General features: G+C 61.7%; 19 protein-coding genes, 1 pseudogene and 1 riboswitch. Of the genes and pseudogenes, 5 read left to right on the top strand and 15 right to left on the bottom strand.

All coding sequences use genetic code 11. The annotated features are described in order from the left end of the window. Window positions 1–340: 340 nt before the first annotated feature. The gene (gene pyrE / locus ACFQ24_RS05925; protein ID WP_380909682.1) at window positions 341–904 is read left to right on the top strand and encodes an orotate phosphoribosyltransferase; all 564 of its coding nucleotides are present in this window, start codon (window positions 341–343) and stop codon (window positions 902–904) included. 95 nt (window positions 905–999) lie between these two features. Here the strand turns inward: pyrE and ACFQ24_RS05920 are convergent, their stop codons facing one another. From ACFQ24_RS05920 to ACFQ24_RS05890, 7 genes are all read right to left on the bottom strand, one after another. Further along, on the bottom strand, window positions 1000–1779 hold the full coding sequence (locus tag ACFQ24_RS05920) for a response regulator (RefSeq protein WP_380909680.1): 780 nt from the start codon (window positions 1777–1779) through the stop codon (window positions 1000–1002). A gap of 377 nt (window positions 1780–2156) precedes the next feature. Beyond that, window positions 2157–2996: a hypothetical protein gene (locus tag ACFQ24_RS05915; protein WP_380909678.1), complete on the bottom strand. Its 840-nt coding sequence runs from the start codon at window positions 2994–2996 to the stop codon at window positions 2157–2159. Between the two features lie 160 nt (window positions 2997–3156). After that, window positions 3157–3333, bottom strand: a complete 177-nt coding sequence (locus ACFQ24_RS05910) for a YegP family protein (RefSeq protein ID WP_084515015.1) — start codon at window positions 3331–3333, stop codon at window positions 3157–3159. Window positions 3334–3516: 183 nt separating this feature from the next. Beyond that, window positions 3517–3906 (bottom strand): fluoride efflux transporter CrcB, encoded by a 390-nt coding sequence (gene crcB, locus ACFQ24_RS05905; RefSeq protein WP_380909676.1) that lies wholly within the window; start codon window positions 3904–3906, stop codon window positions 3517–3519. Between the two features lie 26 nt (window positions 3907–3932). Continuing rightward, a riboswitch (Fluoride riboswitch) is annotated at window positions 3933–3994 on the bottom strand. 58 nt (window positions 3995–4052) lie between these two features. After that, window positions 4053–4538: a hypothetical protein gene (locus tag ACFQ24_RS05900; RefSeq protein ID WP_380909674.1), complete on the bottom strand. Its 486-nt coding sequence runs from the start codon at window positions 4536–4538 to the stop codon at window positions 4053–4055. An 85-nt stretch (window positions 4539–4623) separates the two neighbouring features. Beyond that, window positions 4624–4836: a hypothetical protein gene (locus ACFQ24_RS05895; protein WP_125999077.1), complete on the bottom strand. Its 213-nt coding sequence runs from the start codon at window positions 4834–4836 to the stop codon at window positions 4624–4626. 86 nt (window positions 4837–4922) lie between these two features. Beyond that, complete coding sequence (locus ACFQ24_RS05890; RefSeq protein WP_380909672.1) at window positions 4923–6119, bottom strand: DUF932 domain-containing protein; 1197 nt, start codon at window positions 6117–6119, stop codon at window positions 4923–4925. Window positions 6120–6307: 188 nt separating this feature from the next. Between ACFQ24_RS05890 and ACFQ24_RS05885 the strand changes: the two genes are divergently transcribed. The 3 genes from ACFQ24_RS05885 to ACFQ24_RS05875 all read left to right on the top strand — a co-directional run bounded on the left by ACFQ24_RS05885 (window position 6308) and on the right by ACFQ24_RS05875 (window position 8927). Next, a complete protein-coding gene (locus tag ACFQ24_RS05885) occupies window positions 6308–8038 on the top strand; it encodes an ABC transporter ATP-binding protein (RefSeq protein WP_380909670.1) in 1731 nt (576 codons plus the stop codon). A gap of 123 nt (window positions 8039–8161) precedes the next feature. After that, window positions 8162–8386 (top strand): hypothetical protein, encoded by a 225-nt coding sequence (locus tag ACFQ24_RS05880; protein ID WP_380909668.1) that lies wholly within the window; start codon window positions 8162–8164, stop codon window positions 8384–8386. A 73-nt stretch (window positions 8387–8459) separates the two neighbouring features. Beyond that, window positions 8460–8927: a type II toxin-antitoxin system VapC family toxin gene (locus tag ACFQ24_RS05875; protein ID WP_380909666.1), complete on the top strand. Its 468-nt coding sequence runs from the start codon at window positions 8460–8462 to the stop codon at window positions 8925–8927. A gap of 21 nt (window positions 8928–8948) precedes the next feature. On the opposite strand, the gene ACFQ24_RS05870 is transcribed toward ACFQ24_RS05875, so the two are convergent. The 7 genes from ACFQ24_RS05870 to ACFQ24_RS05840 all read right to left on the bottom strand — a co-directional run bounded on the left by ACFQ24_RS05870 (window position 8949) and on the right by ACFQ24_RS05840 (window position 13506). Beyond that, entirely contained in the window at window positions 8949–9254 is a 306-nt protein-coding gene (locus tag ACFQ24_RS05870; protein ID WP_380909664.1) for a hypothetical protein, read from the bottom strand. Further along, window positions 9251–10309, bottom strand: a complete 1059-nt coding sequence (locus ACFQ24_RS05865; protein WP_380909662.1) for a deazapurine DNA modification protein DpdA family protein — start codon at window positions 10307–10309, stop codon at window positions 9251–9253. The genes ACFQ24_RS05870 and ACFQ24_RS05865 overlap by 4 nt, the downstream gene beginning before the upstream one ends. Then, a complete protein-coding gene (locus ACFQ24_RS05860) occupies window positions 10288–10629 on the bottom strand; it encodes a hypothetical protein (protein WP_380909660.1) in 342 nt (113 codons plus the stop codon). The genes ACFQ24_RS05865 and ACFQ24_RS05860 overlap by 22 nt, the downstream gene beginning before the upstream one ends. A gap of 32 nt (window positions 10630–10661) precedes the next feature. Next, window positions 10662–11480 (bottom strand): N-6 DNA methylase, encoded by an 819-nt coding sequence (locus tag ACFQ24_RS05855; protein WP_380909658.1) that lies wholly within the window; start codon window positions 11478–11480, stop codon window positions 10662–10664. A gap of 136 nt (window positions 11481–11616) precedes the next feature. Then, complete coding sequence (locus tag ACFQ24_RS05850) at window positions 11617–12321, bottom strand: hypothetical protein (RefSeq protein ID WP_380909656.1); 705 nt, start codon at window positions 12319–12321, stop codon at window positions 11617–11619. 44 nt (window positions 12322–12365) lie between these two features. Continuing rightward, window positions 12366–13028 carry a hypothetical protein gene (locus ACFQ24_RS05845; RefSeq protein ID WP_380909654.1) on the bottom strand — a complete coding sequence of 221 codons (663 nt, stop codon included), beginning with the start codon at window positions 13026–13028 and terminating at the stop codon, window positions 12366–12368. Beyond that, window positions 13021–13506, bottom strand: coding sequence for a hypothetical protein (locus ACFQ24_RS05840; RefSeq protein ID WP_380909652.1), 486 nt, complete (start codon window positions 13504–13506; stop codon window positions 13021–13023). Before ACFQ24_RS05840 ends, ACFQ24_RS05845 begins: the two co-directional genes overlap by 8 nt. Window positions 13507–13700: 194 nt before the next feature. Here ACFQ24_RS05840 and ACFQ24_RS05835 point away from each other — a divergent pair, with 194 nt between their 5' ends. Beyond that, the gene (locus ACFQ24_RS05835) at window positions 13701–14633 is read left to right on the top strand and encodes a MucR family transcriptional regulator (RefSeq protein WP_380909650.1); all 933 of its coding nucleotides are present in this window, start codon (window positions 13701–13703) and stop codon (window positions 14631–14633) included. 66 nt (window positions 14634–14699) lie between these two features. On the opposite strand, the pseudogene ACFQ24_RS05830 reads toward ACFQ24_RS05835, so the two are convergent. Further along, window positions 14700–16796 (bottom strand): annotated as a pseudogene (locus tag ACFQ24_RS05830) (strawberry notch C-terminal domain-containing protein); the annotation flags it as partial. Window positions 16797–16945 lie beyond the last annotated feature (149 nt).

Here is a 16945-nt window from a genome sequence, read left to right as displayed (position 1 = left end):
TGGCGCCTCATTTGGAAGATCCGGGAAGTCAGCCCAGGCGCGAGCCAGTTGCTCTGCATGATGCTCAGGGCGACCCCGCGCGATCCAGCATCGCGCATCGGCGGGATCGAAGGCTGTCGAGGCTTCAATCATGGCGGGAGGCCTCGGCACCGGAGGAAGGCAGCAACGGCCCGCAACCATGCTGGACGGAATTTCTGAGCGGATTGTCATGCATGCGCGATCTCCTTGAGGATCACGCCATCCCTCCCCCCTCTTCTCCAGGGATCGGATCATGACGGGCGTGGTTGGGATCGGCATGCGACGGATTCGCCGTGCCATCTGACGACGGATCGCAGCGACGGTGGTCCTGCTGGCGACCGTGTCGCGGTTATGTCATTGTCCGGTCGTGATCGATCCGTCGCTCTCCGAGGCCGTCAAAGCCGTTGCTTCGCTGCAGGGGGCGTTTCGCCTGCGATCGGGGCAGATCTCATCGACATATTTCGACAAGTATCGCTTCGAGGCTGACCCGGCGCTGCTAAGGCGCGTGGCTGCCGAGATGGTCTCGCTCTTGCCCGAGGGAAGTGAGGTTCTTGCCGGACTCGAGCTTGGCGGCGTGCCGATCGCAACCGCCATGTCGTTTGAGACCGGGCTGCCGGCCGCTTTCGTAAGAAAGAAGGCAAAGGATTATGGCACCTGCCAGGCCGTCGAAGGTGGCGACGTCGCGGGCAAGCGCGTGGTGCTTGTCGAAGATGTGATCACGACCGGCGGCGCGGTCGCGGACGCCGCCCGGCTGGTCGAGGAGGCAGGCGCGCAGGTGATCGCTGTGGTCTGCGCCATATGGCGGGGAGATGGACCACCCGCAATTGCCGCTACGCCCGGCCTTCCAGTCTTTGCTGCGATGCAAAAGGGTGATCTTCTCGACTGACGAAGTAGGACTGAGCAGCCGAGATGACGGCTATGTCGACGATAAGCCGGCAGGTTGAACAATCGCCTATGATGTGGCTGGCGCAGTTTATCGGTCTATTTGCGCCCAGGTTCTCTGCCCGCGACAGCGCGGCGGATGCGATCCAGCACAAGCTGGTGATCATAAGGCTTGGTCACCGACGGTTCGCTCTCGCACAGATCCCCGGCCTTTTTCGTGGCCGTTTCGAGCGTACCAGCGAGAATGACATCTATCGCAGGGCGCTCCTTTCTGATCCAGGACGCAAGGGCAAAGCCATCCTCATCCGTTCCCCCGATTTCGGCTAGAACGAGATCGATGGAGGCGTTGACGTCAGCAAGGAACATGCGCGCTTCGGCGATGCTCGTGGCTTCGATCACCCTAAAGCCGCATTCACGAAGGTAAGCCGCGAGTGCCGCGCGCACCAGAATATCGGCTTCCACCAGCAGAAGGCTTGTCATTCGGTGTCCTGTGGCTCCAAACTCAGGGTCGAGAAATATCAGTGTTCTGGCGTCCTTCACAGCATAGGGTTTCGCGATGAACGGGATCTCGGGAACGAGGCTGTCAACCGGGACTGCGCCCGAAGTGACAATGACGGGGATGCCGGGTTCCGTTTTGCTGAGCCTGTGTGCGAGACCAATGCCGTCCATCGAGCCGGGCATCTGCACATCGGTAAATACAAGGTCGACAGGTGCGTTCGACTGGCAATAAGTCAGCGCTTCGTCGGCGTTGGATGCTTCGATCACTGTCATGCCCTCGTCGCGGAGATCGTCTGCCAGGAACGCACGAAGCAACGGATCATCGTCGACAACGAGAATGTGGAGCGGCCGAAGATCTTCGGCGACGGACGGTATCACCACCGCGGTCCCCTATGCGGCTTTTCGCTTTGCTCTGCCGGGTCAACGATTCACGCGCTGATTGGTCCCCGACTGGACGAATTTATTTTGGCGGGCCTGGAACGATTTGGCGCAAGGGCGTCCGAGAGCCGCCAGCGCGCTTGGTGCATAGACGTCGCAGAATAGGGAAACGAGGTGAATTGACGTCAATTTCAGCATGTTGGCTGGTCTCCTGACGGCGGCTGCAGCATGGGAGTCGCCGTCAGGAGTGGAGGCCATTTGCTGCTTTGAAGCCGCGGCCCGGCGCGCGCATAGGCGGGAAGGCGGCGACAGGCCAGAGCATCGGGATCATCCATCGACGGATGGAGGCCTTGGTGCGACGCGAAGATTGCGGGCTTGGATTAGCTCTGGCCCGAAGGCTTCTGGACGATCGACATCGCCAGCACGCCGTGGCGCATGATATATTCCAGGATGCGCATCGGCATCGGCTGATGGAGCGGCGCGCCGTCGTCGCAGGGCCTGCCGTCTTCCATCCATCCGCCAATGAATATAGTGATGAGGGGTCCGTCGGGATTATCCTTGTGCCAGACGGATCCGATGCGTTGGCCCTGCTGCTTGGGTCTTATCCCGCAGGTGCCGGTGGGGCGCTTCGGCAAGGGAAAGTCCGCAGGTCCCATGATCGCGCGCAGCGGCTGGAAACGCGGATCGCCGGCGAGACAGCGCCGCAACGAACGGACGGATCCGGAAACGAGAAAATAGTGTTCGAGGGCTGCGGGCTCGAAGCCGACGATCGGATGCGGCGGCGTTTCCCATAGCTCGAGAAGCCTGTCCACGTCGCCTGTCGGCGGGGTGAGGCTGTCGATATCTGTCCCGCGCAAGGGTATGACGGGAATATCCAGCGCGGCCATGATGATCGCGGGTTCGACGGAAGAACTGATCGCGAGAAAGTCGCTATAATGGGAGGCTGCCTCGCGGATGAGGAGCCAGGCCCTGCCGAAGGTGGGGTGGCGGATCGCATCGGGAAAGCCGGCGCGCAAACCCAGCAGAGCCGCCGGATTCATCGAGGGCAGGATGACCTGGAGTTCGGTGAGGATCGCCCGATCGACCGCCTGCGCAATGGCCGCCCTGTCCTCGCCGTAGCGTTCAGCAGCAGCCACATTCGCCTGGGCCACATTGAGGAAGAAATGCGAGAAGATATCCTGTTCGAAGGGCGCGCCGTCGAAGCTGTAACGATCGGTCATAGGCTAAAGCACTAAAGGCCTCCCGCGCTCAAAGGATGGACATGGCCGAACGTGGCCGGCACGTCGCTTTGCCATCCGACTGTGGATATGGCGGCCATAGGCATCAACCAGGGCAAGGTGTCGCTTGGGAAAGTTGGTGCCGAGCCCTGGCGGCGGGCCTTTAGCTATTGTCCTCGATGGGCGCTTCAGGGCCATTTTTCTTGATCGAGTCGATCGCATTCTTCGCCGAGGCTTTGCTGCTGTAACCCTCGGTCGAGAATAATATCTCGGCATTGTACCTGAAGCGTACGCGAAACTCGCCAGCCTTGTCCTTATAGATTTCGAACTTGTGCGCCATGTTGCGTGGCCCTTCTCCCAGACAATGGTCGAACAAGTCTACAGCCGGAACGATCGCTTGCAAGCCGATCGGCATGTCTGCCGACAAGATCGAGAGTCCTGCACACCGGGCGAAGCGTAGACCGCCTCTGCGTGTAGAAGACCAACTGAGGACGGCGTGGTGCAAGGCGCTCGCCTCATGGCCTCAGAGAGCGGGCGGTGCGTGGAGGAAGCGGATCAGCCAGAGTGCGGCAAACAAGGCCGCGATTGATAGCAGGATCGAAGCGGTCACATAGGTTGCGGCCACAAGCGGCTGGCCCCGTTCCCACAGCAGCACGGCTTCGAGGGAGAATGTCGAGAAGGTTGTGAAGCCGCCGATGACGCCGGTTGTCAGGAACAGGCGTACTGACTGGGGAAGACCAGTCTGGAGTGCCCAATATTCCGCGACCAGGCCGATGAGGAAGGAGCCGACGATGTTGATGGCGAGCGTTCCGAAAGGAAAGGCGGCGCCAAAGCATCGCAGGGCCAGAAGGCCGACAGCATGGCGCAGCATGCCGCCGATACCAGATCCCACGAACACCAGAAGATAACCCACGCACGCCTCCTTCTGCGCCCGGGAGCGCGAAAGCAGGCGTCATCAGCAACAGCGCGGTTTTGAGGGAGACACCATTCCCTTCGGTATCGGGATAGCAATGCGGGCCATCGTCGGCAAGAAGGTGCCGCAACTGGCGAGAAGATGCCTCAACCAGCGGCTTTGCCGGAACCGGCAAGGGGGCGACCGGCCGCATCATAGCGACCGGGATCGGCTGCCGGGACATGCCATCCGAACATGGTGCCGGCTTGCATGGCTGCGATCGCGGCGGGCCTCGCATTGAAACTGGCATTGAACGTATCGACCGCAATGAGCGAGGGCATCGGCCAATAGCCGGTCTCGCCGCGCTTGATGATGATGGTCTCGCCGGTCTCCGGATGAGGACAGGCGCACATATCTGGAAGCTTCTCCAGATTGGCGAGGCGCCGCGCCGCGTTATCGAGGCGAAGCCTGGGCAAGTACCAGAGCCAGGATGGCCCGAACTGGTTGCGGATCATGCGAAGCGATGCGCTATTTGGCTCCCGTTCGTCATCGCCGTTCATCCATTTAAGAGTGAGCGCGTCCTTCCAGCGCCGGCCATGACGCGCTCGGAAATCGAGCAGCGCGCGCCACATGCAATCGTCGGGTTCTTGCATGATGATGTCCTTGATCGGGACCGGCCACTCCGCCGCATGATGCGCCGGAGTGGCTGGCTATGGCCGACTTGATCGCAGTTGAGCGTCAGGCGGACCGGACGGTGGCGGTGCGACGGAGATCGGGAATGCGCGCATTATCGTAGACGCTGTTCACCGACATATGCAGCGCCTGCTGCTGCGCACTGAACCATGTCGCGGCCGGGATCCGATATGTCTCGGTGGCGAAAGGGTCTGCGCCGCTGAAAAAGGCGACGTCGACGGTGAATTCCTGGAGGGGGGCGGATTGATGGGGACGCATGAGGGCATCCTTTCATGACGAAGGGCATCCTGGCGCGGGACCAGGATGCGGGCCTGAAGAGCGGAGAAGCGGACGAAGGCCTGGCCTCAGAGCGCCTGTTCGAGGAGCTTTCGGGCCTTGGTTTCCAGTTCGAGGCGACTGTCCTGGTGGGGCTTCGACCGTGCGAGCGCGGTTATGCCCTGCACGAAATCATAAATGGATTCAGGCGGCCGGCCTTCCTCGGCGAGCACCGTCTGGATGATCTTCGTGGTTTCGGCCTTCGAGAAGCCGCGCCTGCGCAGGAAAGGCTCGCGATCTTCGTCCTTGCGCGCGACGATGCGTTCGCGGGCGGCCTTGATGCCGGAGATGAAATGTGAAGGCGAGGAGTTCGCGAAATGCTCGAGTGCGGGAGCGGCCTGGTGGGCAAAACGGGCGCCGGCGAATTTCGAGTGGCGGATGTTGACCTCCTCGAAATTCTCGACACCCCAAAGGCATCTGTTCGCGCACACGCCTCGGAGGTAAAACGTCGCGATGCCGAGGGTTTTCGAGCCGACCTCACTGTTCCAGGCATAGAAGCCGCGAAAGTACAGGTCAGGATCGCCATTTGGCAGTTTTCCTGCCTCGATCGGATGCGTATCATCGACGAGGAACAGGAAAATATCTCTGTCCGATGCGTAGAGTGTGGTCGTTTCCTTGGTGATATCCACGTGGGGATTGTAGGTCATGCTGCCCCACTGGATTGTGCCAGGCACCTTCCAGCGCGTATCGCCGACGCCGTCACCGGCAAAGGCCATTACAGCCTGGACCAGCTCCCAGTCGAAAATGCGCCCATATTCGGAACCGGTAGCAGCGCGCAGTTCGGTTCTGCCATTGTCCGTCTGCAGCAGTTTGACCTGCTCGCCGCGGTGGGTCATGAGCCCATGTTGCAGGTTGATGCCCGCAAGGGCCGCTGGAAGCTGGCGCAGATAGGAAGCCGGTGCCCCAATGAGGCTCGCTACCTGGCCGAAGGACCAGTTGGTCGGCGCCAGGGGGCGATCATCGCCGGGCGCCATCAGCATCAGGCGTTCGGGGTTGTCGCTTTTCGCCTCGACCCGGATGGCGCGGCTTTCGACGATGCGGGTGGTCGCCCGGTCCGCGCGGCCACGAACGGCATCATAGAGGCTGGTCAGCGAGAGATATTTCTCATCGTCGGGCCGGGAGAACCATTCCGACGAAACGCGGCTGCTCATTCGGCCGCGCGAGACATCGATGCGATAGGGGGCGGATACGGGGGGCGCTTCGTTCATGCGGGCAAGGGTCGCCATGGGAACCATCTCCTTGAGATAGAGGAACGACGGGACGATCCACGTCTCCCGTCACATTCACGCCCCTCCCTTCCCTTTCTGGCGTCTCGCGATCCCGGCTTCGCAACAGCCTGATTTGACGCTAGGATAATGGCCGCGTTCCAAATCCTCCTTCTGGCTCATTCACCGATCGCCAGGAGGCCATTACAGTGACGACGTTCGGCATATTGGTCCGGCTGACGCGGCTGATGCTGTCTGCGGACCTCGGTGCCAGGCAGAGCCTGATAGAGGCTTTTGCCCTGGAAGCCCTCGTGATCGCGATGGGCGTCGCCGGTCCCTATGCGCTCAAGCTGCTGATCGACACGCTGGCCGGACCAGTGGGACCGCCCATGCAATTGTTGTCGTACATCCTGCTGTTCGTGGGATGCTGGGCGGGCGCCTCCATCCTGGAAACGGCCAGGCTTTCCTGCACCGCAAAAATGGTCGATGCACTGGCGCGGCAGCTTAAAACCCATGCGCTTGGCGCCGCCCTGCCTCAAATCACGGCGGCGCGCGACAGCCGGAGCGGACGCGTTCCCGGCATGCTGGAGCGATTGCCCTATAGCCTGACCCTGGTCGTGGAAGGATTGATCTGGCGGCTGGGGCCTGTCTCCCTGCAGGCTCTTGCCAGTCTCGCGGTGATCGCCAGCCTGATCGAACCTCGCTATGTCCTGATCCTGGGCGTGACGCTTTTGGGATTCCTCGGGGCGACCTGGATGGGCGCGGCACGGCACCGTGTGCATGCCGATGCAACCAATGCGGCGGCATCGCATGTGTCCCGCACGATCGGCGACATCGTGCGCAATGCCCGCCGGGTCATCCTCAACGGCGCTCTCGATCGCGAACTCCACTATGTGGGCAGGACATTGAGCGCGAAGCGGCAGGCCAATGTGGCCATGTACCGTTCGCTGACTGTCATGGCAGCGCTGCAGTTCTGCATCGTGGGGGCCGGGCTTGTGGCGTTGCTCATGCTGGCCGGTCTCGATGTCGGCAAAGGGCGAATGACGGCAGGCGAATTCGTGTTGTTGCAGACCTACGCCTTTAGACTGACGGTTCCGCTGAGTTCGCTTGGCTATATCCTGGCGCAGGCCGGTGTCGCGATCGCCAACATTCGCGACGTTCTGGCATTGACGAATGCCGAGGATGAGCGGGGTTCCTGGCAGCCTGACCGCTTTGCCGACGCCGATCTCGCCGCTGAAAATCTCAGCTTCCGCTATGATGATGGCTTGCCCGCCCTCGCCGGGATTTCACTGCACATCGCGTCAGGGCGCTTCGTCGCCATTGTTGGCCCGAACGGTTCGGGAAAATCCACGCTTGCCCAAATCCTTGCCGGCGTGCTCGCACCTGCCTCGGGAAGGGTTGAGATTGCAGGGGTCGATATTGCAACGATCCCCTGGAGCGAGCGTCATCGCTATATTCTTTATGCGCCGCAGTTCATCGGCCTGTTCAACCGATCGCTGCGGGAGAATATCCTCTATCCCCCGGCGAACCAGCCCATCAGCGACGTCGAGGAACTGCTTCATGTCTGGCGCTTCCACGAGCCTGGGAGACCGATCGACTTCGATATGGAATTGGGGGAACAGGGTGAGCGCCTGTCGGGAGGCCAGATCCAGAAGCTGGAGCTTGCGCGCCTGGCGGGGGTGGACGTGCCGGTCCTGATCCTGGATGAAAGCACGTCCGCGCTCGATCCCCGCAGCGAGGCAGATGTGATCGCGAGGCTGCGGTGCAGGACCAATATCGCAACGACGCTCATCATGATCACCCATCGCCTGGCGACAGCGAAGGGTGCCGATCAGGTTCTTTTCATGAAAGGCGGCAGGCTGGTCGGCAGTGGGACGCATGCGGAGTTGATGCGGCGATGCGCGTCCTACCAGGCTCTCTGGCTCGCTCCGCAAGAATGAGGTTGGCAGGCGGCTTTCGGCAAAGCCTTGCATGTTTTACAAAATTGCATATATGTTCAACGTGAGGAGTTTTCGATGGCGACGAAGCACGAAGATCATTTGTCCCAGAGACATGAAGCGGTCGTGGCTGCGGCGAAGGCGGCTGGCTTGCTGTCAGGCACCAACAGCGCCGTCGGCGCGCGCGTGCCGCGTGAACTCATCGATCGTGCCAAGATGCGCAGCGGCATCGCCTCGACCACGGATCTCGTCGAATATGCTCTTGCCAAAGTGGCGCTCGAGGATGATTTCGGCGCGAGGCTGGTAGGCCGGAAGGGTTCCATTCCTGCGGATATTGCGCTTGGGATTTGATCGCAAGGCGTCGCTACGCAGGATCAGGCCGCAGCGGCTCGCAGCAAGGCTGACACGGCGGTCCGAAGAGGAATTGCCGCTCGTTCGCAAGGCAGCCGTCGTCGGCCGGGAGCTCCTGCTTGACACCTGTGTCTACATCGACGTGCTTCAGGGCAAGACACCTCTCGAGGTAGATCGCTTACTTGAAAACCGGATCGTCAACCATTCGAGCGTGGCGCTTGGCGAAATGACCCATCTGATGGGTGCACTCGATCCGGCTGACAAGCGCACGGCGTCTGTTCTCAAGATGCTGGGGCGGACAATCGACGATATTCCCGAGCATCGCCTGAGCGTACCCTCTTCGCGTGTGTTCGGCGAGGCAGGCATGCTGGCAGGAATGGTAACACGCCTTTCCGGTCAACCGCATTCCATCGCGCTGCTCAACGATGCCCTGCTGTTTCTTCAGGCTGCGGCGACAGGTTGCGATCTGCTGACAGGAAACCGGCGTGATTTCGATTTTCTGGATCAGCTCATGCCGGGGACGGGCCTGATCCTCTACTGACCGCTGGTTCCCCTATTCGTGTCACACCTCATCGCGCAGAATGGAGTAGACGTCCTCTCCATAGAGGCGGGCGGTCTGGCAGCTCGCATCCCAGAAATGCGTTCCGACGCGGAGGCGCGCTGCCACCCAGAGTCCGGTGTCGAGGGTGCGCCAGATGCCGATGGCGGTCCACAGCCCGTGCGGAGAATATTCAAACCAGAGTTGACGACCGAGCTGGCCGCATTTCATCTGAAATGCCCAACCGCGACGGTGGCGCTCGGCCCTGACGTCATTCCCCGCATATAGTCCGGGCAGGATGCGTTCCATGCTTTCGCCGTGGCGGATCATCGAGAGTCCTCGGTGGATTCAAGCGGCTCGGCCTGGAAGATGTCGGCTGCCCACTGCGCGATCCACGGTTCGGAAATTTCATCGTGCGACAGTTGCCCCTCTTCGATTAGCGCCCGGATTTCGGCGCGCGCCTGTGCAATCGCCCTCTCCCATGGATCGCGTGGCAGTCGGTCATCGGGGCCGAGCGGCAGCTCGCCCTGTATGGGCGTGGGAGCGAGCGCAGACCGCGCATATTGGCGGCGTGCCCATCGTTCCATATGATCGGCGACGAAGGCGTCGGTTTTGGAGATGCCGCGCTGGCGCGCCTCAATCCTGCTGGTGAGGCCGAATGCCTGGCTGTCTGTCGACGCGACACGATGTTCGAGCCCGCTGAGCTTGCTGAGGGCCGTGCCTTTTATGCCGAACCCGTGAATCATCGTCCTGCTCCCGAGAATGCGATCGAGATGCTCGAAGATAGCGATCACCCCATCGCTGCCGCCTACGGGTCTGCGGCACATGGAGCCGATGCCGATCAGAGGTACGACGTCGATGATATCGCCCAGCGCATCGATGCAATTTTCATAATCGCCTGCGACCCGGCCTTGTATTACCGGCATGAAGCGATGGGCAATGGCGCGGTCATGAGCGCCGCGCCAGCAATCGCGGTTGACCCGGATGGTTCTCGAAATCCGGTCGCGCACCTCTTCGCGATCGGGTGCGATCTCGGGTTCGACGCAATAGTCCATGCTGGCGAACCAGCGGAACGGATAGCTTGCGGCGAGATCGAGATAATCCTCAGTTGCCCAAGGATATGCGCGGTATCGCGATAAAGCCACGAATCCCGCGCTGTCCAATGCAATGCTGGACAATCCGCTGGCATTTTTCAGCAAATCGAGGCGCCACCCCTGCCATTCGGGCCAGCCCTTGCTGCGATTCCAGCGCGAGAGCGCGTTCGCCGATATGAGTGTCGGCACCTGCATGGTACGGGCGCGGTTCAATATCGGCCCCTCGCGCAGGTGCGGAAGGCCGACCATTATCTCGATCGCCATGAGGCTCAGGCGACGTGCCAGCAGCACCAGCGCTCTGCGGCCTGCCGAGCGCTGAGCAGGCCATGATGTCCGCTGCACCATCTGCGGAAAGATGGATCGACAGCAAGGGCGGGGTCGCCGAGTTGATCGATCACATCCTGGACGAAGACGTCGGCTGGATCCTCGCCGAGCCCGGCGCGCGCGGCGGTGATGGCAGTCTGAAGCCGCGCCGCCATCTTCTCGGCTTCCTCGATAGAAATATCCTCTACAGCGCGCATGCCGCCTCGTGGTCCGCAGATGGCAAGCGTTATGACTGTCATCCCGGCCGGCGTCCGGCTGAGTGCGGTGATATGGACATGATGGAACATACCGGTCTCCAGATATGTGAAATCTTGGACGGTCAGAAAAGGCTCAGCTGTTGCGGCATGGCCGGTGGCGAAGCCCGTGGCTCGCGTGACGGTGAATCTGCATGGTTGATCGGGACTGGCGCAGGCGGCGCTTCGACAGCATGGACAAGCGTCTCACCGGCAGGCTCGTGGCGTCGTCGATCAGCGAGCCGGGCGTTCCATCCGCCCAGAATATGGGCAGGTGTGTACCAATGCTCGGCCGTTTCACCCGAGAGAGAGTTTCCGACCATGAGATGCGCCGGCACATGCAGCAGCGAGAGCTGGACATAGGCCATGTGGATCGCGCGCGGGTCGATATCGATCGCGGTGACATGAAGATGGCGTTGATAGTTTATACCAAGATCGCGCATGGCCTCAGCAAGCGCGATCACCATCGACCCCGCCCCGCAGGCCGGTTCCATGGCGGTCACGAAGCCATAGTCCCCGATGATCGCTTTGACGCTTTCGCAATCCCCGATGGTCACCTGGGCCATGAAGCGACTGAGGGTATAAGGCGTGAAGAACTGGCCGCGCGCCTTGTTGTGCAGCTCAAGGTCGTGAAACAGGGCGCCCAGCACATCGCCATGGCCGACTTCGAGCGCCTGCACCAGTTCGGCGAGGACTCGGGGAAACAGATCGATCACATCCGGCCGGTAGTGCCCGACAATGTCGAGATAGCGCGCCTCGCGTGGCTCGCACTGCCGCAGATCGACGCTGTTGGCCATGGCAAGTGCTATGGCCTCCATACAGTGGCCGAAAACGGTGTAGAGATCGTGGCGCGGCTGGCTGCGGCGGAGCAGCGTCGCCATCGCTTTGAGATAGGGCTCATGCATCGGAGCCTCCGGATCGATGATGGCGCGTGGGCGCGGGCGGATGGGCCAACCGCAGCAGGATTTTCTGCGCGGCGCTTTTTTGTGAGCGCCCGGAATATGCGCGGACTGAAGAGTGCAGGCGCGGATATGGACCTGCTCAGGCGGCCTTCAGGCGAATCCACTCGTAGAGCAGGTGGTCATCTGGACTATATTCCGAGCCGATGGCGATCCGGATGAGACGGCCGTCACAGGCAAAGGCTGATGCCCGGGGAAAGCTGAGGTAGGAGCGTCCTTCAAGGATCAGGTCGCCGGAGCGCACCTTGGTGATTTCGCGGGTCGTGCCGAGCAGGCGATGACCGGCCGGTGCGTCGATCAGTTTCAACTGGTCGCCGGCTTTGATCCGCTTCTTGAATGCCGCCAGCGATATCACCGTATCGACCGGATTGCGGCTACCGCTGCGCTTTGCCAACGCAGACCAATAGGCCTGGGCGATACGGACTTCGCAATAGAAGCTGCACGACCAGAAATCCTGCAATGGATTGGTCCGGGTCGAACCGAACCGTTCCATCTGATCGCGCACCTCGACAATGAAGGCGTTCTGCGCGTCGCGGCCGGTCAGGTCGGTCGGAGCATCGAGGAGCTCCGCGATGACCTTGCGTCCTCCGGAAAATTTCTCCGTGCGGATCGCGAACGTGGTTTCGGTAAAATGCTCTGCCAGATGGCGTTCGATCCGCGACGCGAGCGATGGCAACGCTTCTCCGGCGCGGTAGAGGTCGCCTTCATAATGGAAGTTCCCGCGGTCGTCATGTTCGGTCTGGCTATACAGGCGCGCGGATGCGCCCGGCGCGGTGGCGTCGGTCATGATATTGTCCTTCTGGTTTAAGAAGATTTTTGTGGGTGAGCCGGTCAGGCCGGCGGCGGCACCGTCAGGGCATCGGTGTTATCGCCCGCTTCAATCCGGGCGAGCGTCCAGTCGAGATAACCAAGACGCGTGTCGCCATTCAGGACCTCGGCGATCCAGTCGACGGAAGGATGGTCGGGGTCGTCGATCCATGGATCGGGTGGGTTTCGGACTGGCGCGGTTGCGAATATGGCCAGTCGTCGCGCCAGCTGTTGCTGCGTGGTCTCGAAGTCGACATGATCGGCGAATATCGCGCACCACCCTCCCCCGAAGCTGTCGTGACGGGGACGTGAGCAGCTGTAGCTCCAGTCGAAGCCGAGGGGCTTGGCCTTCAAACTCTCCTGGCAACAATGGCGGATGAGTTCGGCGATCGGGCCTGGCTGGAAGTCCGTGGTTCCGTAGATCGAGACGACACAGTCAACGCCGCCCTCAATTTCGATCTCCGCGCCGAAATCGGGAAAGGCGGGATCATCGAAGAGCCCGAGCAGGCCGTTGAACGGATTGCCGAGGTCCGTCGGCATGAAAGCGGCCAGAAACTCCGCGCTCGGTTCACCCGGCGTGAAGTCACCCAGCAGGTCGGCAGCGTGCTGCCACGCCTCCTCGATCAGCGCGCTTTCGGCTGCCGTGCAAGTGAAGGCGAAAGATCCCTGGACATGGTGATCAGCCATGTTCGGTCTCCGGAGTAGCCGGATCGCCCGGATCGTCGTCGGCAAGGATCAACGGGGGCGGATTCATCCGCGCAAGCCGGTATTCCGCTTCGATCGCCTCGACACTTCCCAGTTCCCTGATGCGTTCAATCGGGAAGAGTTGCTCGTCCTCCTCGGTTGTCAGAACCAGTTGTGGTTCGCCATGGCCGAGGCAAATAACCCGAACAGACGGAAAACTGCCGGGATAGCCACCGGACCAGCGAACATAGTGGAGGCCATGAAGGCGACAGACATCTTCGATCTCTTTGAAACGACCATCGGCGACGTCATGATCCATCAGCGCGAGTGGCGTATCGGTGGGTAGATCTTCAGGACTGAACGGCGTGCCATCCCAATCGATCGCGGGATTATCGTTGCCTATAGCCTTGATGAGTTGAGGATATGTGGAGCGGGCAAGCACGCCGCCAATCATGATGTGGGCGGATACGCGGTCGGCCATGGTTCGCCTTTCATGGAAACAAGACCTTCAATCGGTCCTGATCTTCCCCTCTTCCTCCCCTTCTCATTTTCGGTCCCATGCGCGCGATGCACAGGGTGCTTGCATGAGCAGCGCTTTCCCGCTTAGCTGTTGCCCCCAAGTTCTTCCTCACAATCACCGCCATATTCATGGCCTTCCAATTCAGGGAGTTTTACGTGGCCGACACCGAGCAGCCCGATTCCATCGCCATGACGGTGCAGTTATTGAGCGCCTATTTCTCGAACAATCAGGTGCCGGCGGCCGACATTGCCGGGATCATCGAAGCGACCCGTGACGCGCTGGAACGGAAAGCCACGGTGGAGACGCCGGCGGCGCCCGAATATGTTCCGGCTGTGTCGATCCGCAAAAGCCTCGGTTCGCGTGAGCACATCATCAGCATGCTCGACGGCAAGCCCTACAAGACGCTGAAGCGGCATCTGGCGACAAATGGGCTGACACCGGAAGAATATCGCGAACGCTATAATCTTCCCAAGGATTACCCGATGATCGCGCCAGCCTATTCGGAGCATCGACGTGCCGTCGCGCAGCAGCTCGGGCTTGGACGGCGTATTGGCGCACAGTCGGCGGCTGAAGCGCCCGCAGTCGAAGCAGCGCCTGTTGCCGAGACAGAAGCGACAGGGGCTTCGGCGACTGTACCGGAGGTTGCACCGGTGACCGAGGCGGCCCCTGTCCCTGAGAAAAAGTCCCGGCGTGTTCGTGTCAGGGCTGCTCTTGCCGATCTGGGCGATGAGGCTGGGACCGCCGCACCCGAAACGACGCCGGAGCCGGTAGCTGCGCCTGCACAGCCCGAAGGGGCGGCCGCGGCAAAGCCGGCAGGCAAGAAAACAGCTGCCAGGAAATCCGCTGTGAAGAAGGCGCCGGCCAAGGCGAAGGTTGCGGCGAAAGCCCCGACGCCGGCGACCGCGGAGGAAGTTGCGGCAGCGCCGGCAACGGCGGAAGCTGCAAAGCCGGCGGCCAGAAAGAAGGCCACGACGAAAGCCTCAGCCGTGAAGGCCGCTCCACCCACGAAGCCAAAGACGCCTCGGCGGCGTGCCGCGGCGGCCAAGCAGGATGCCGGCGAGGCGGAGGTGCCCGCACCGGCGGAATGATGATCTTCGGCGAAGTGCGGCGGAAGCGCGCTGCACTTCGCCTGTCCGGTGCGTTACCGAGCCAGATCAGCGGCGCTCGGCGATAATCCTGGCAAGGATGTCCCGCGCCCGTTCCGGCGGCAGGAACAATCTGGTCTTGAATTGCACGACCTCGCTGAATGCGCCGCATGCTTTCAGCCAGGACCGATCTTCGGGGCGATAGTCCCGGATCTCGAGACGGGGACTGTCGTTGACATGAACCCGTGCGAGCCTTGCGGTTCCAAGTTCGGGGATCGGAACGCCGCTCCCAGCACGCGCGCCGGCGATAATTTCGTCAGGACCAAGGGCGATGCCGCCATCGAGCCCGAACTCCCTTTCAAGCCGTTCGAGGGCGGCAGGATGGATGATACGCCCGAGGATGGACGTGCCGGCGCCATCGTCGATCCGCCACACCCGCACATCATCCTCGGGCAGCTTGTTCCAGACCGGCAATAGAAGGCCCGTGGCGAGGGTGATCGTCTCGACCAGAAGATTCTTGCCGGCCTCACCGGCCTCCTGCTCCCAGAGGTGCTGGAATGTGTCACGCTCGATCTCGCCCCAGTGGCTGGCCGCCAGGGCTGCGACTTCCATGCGGGACTGGCCTGTGGGGCGAAGAAGATAGCATCGCTCGATCCAGTTGCCCTCTTCATCCTGCCCCGGCCATGTCGGCACGCGCAGTGCCACCCGGCCGGAGCGGGCATTGCGAAGCCAGGCGATATCGTCCGCATCCTTGCATTCGAGCTGGAGCATGGCCCAGCTGGTGATCGGCGGCCGCCGGTGCAGTTCCAGACGCAATAGCCTCGTCTCGGCCCCGGTCACGGGATCGGTGCGCAAGAGTTGATCGGACAGCAGATCCATGCGGTCGGCGCGGATGGTCTCGATGCCCAGGTCCAGTGTGCCTGCCGTACGCGCTGCTTCGACGCGATCCTCGACCAGTCCTAGAAACTCTTCGAATATTCTGTTCTGGGTGGCGATCCGCAACGCCAGGATCCGGTTGAGCCAGCGATGGATAGGCGGCAGGCGATCGAGCAGTTCCCCGCCCTCGTCGCACAGCTCAAGTCCCGTCATCGCCTGAAAGGCATCGAGCGAGACGCTGCGTAGCTTGCCCTCGTAGAGAAGATGGAACCATTGCGTGAGTGCGTCGCGAGCATAGTCTGATTCCAGATTGTCGGACGGATCGAAGAGATTCTGCGATCCAGTCTGGCGCTGCCCCCTGGTCAAGGCGCCCAAGGCTTCGAGACCCCGGATGATGGTGCTGAGGAAGCGGCGCTCGCCGCGGCAATCGGTGGTGAGCGGCCGATAGACAGGCGCGGTCATCTGATTGGTGCGATGACTGCGCCCGAAGCCCTGTACGGCCGAAAGGATGCGGAAGCCCAGCTCGAGAAGGAAATGCGCGCGCCGGCGGTGGGCGGTCGGGCAGTTCCGGTCGGAATGCATGGATCGGCCGGTGCTGCCCGCGAGCGAAAAGGCGGCGATCGGCTTGCTTCCGTTCTGAAATGCCTGGACTTCGAGGACATTGGCGCGGGCGCCACGCCTCTCGATTTTCTGTCTTCCGGTGACGTCGGTCACGATGCGCCGCGAACGTCCGGTGATCTCGGCGACGCGATCGGTTCCAAAATGCGCGATAAGGGCGTCCAGTGCGGTGGGTATCGCCGGAAGCGCGCACAGATCCTCGATCAGCGCGTCACGAGCCGCGATCGCCTGTCTGCACAGCACCGGATTGCCCTCGGCGTCGGTCATCGGTTCGGCACGCACGGCGCCGTCGTCTGCCCGGAAGACCCGCATCTGGCGTATGGGAAAGGCATTTTTCAAATAGTCGATAAGCGTCTCTTTGGGCGAGACCTGAACATCCAGCATGGCCCGCTCCTCGGCGGTGAGTTCGGAGAGCCGCCGGTCCATGATGGCTTCACCCGTGCTCGCAAGCTGCACCAGCACGGCGTTGTCCGACGCCAGTTCCTGTTCGATCGCCCTGATGAGCGAGGGGATTTTCAGGCTCACGAGGAGGCTGGAAAAGAACCTCAACTTGGCAGATTCGAAGGAACTGAGCGCCGATCCGCGCGCCCGGGCGTTCTGCGTCTTGCCCGATATCCGGTCGACGATGCCGATCTCGGCCAGCACTTCGCGAAGCCCGCGATGAATGATGCTTTATCGCGAGGAAGCGATAATGCTGTTGATTTCCACTGAGAAGTGACCCGGGTAGGGCGTAAATTTCCACTGAGAATTGACCCATGTTGAACTCGTCCCTGGCTTTGACAAGCGAGGGTATATGGAGTGTTGGACATGGCGTTATTGAG

The sequence above is a fragment of the Sphingobium olei genome (assembly GCF_042678845.1).
Lineage (GTDB): Bacteria > Pseudomonadota > Alphaproteobacteria > Sphingomonadales > Sphingomonadaceae > Sphingobium > Sphingobium olei.
Note: the sequence above shows the minus strand (reverse complement) of the source record. Positions and strands in the feature narration are given on the sequence as shown.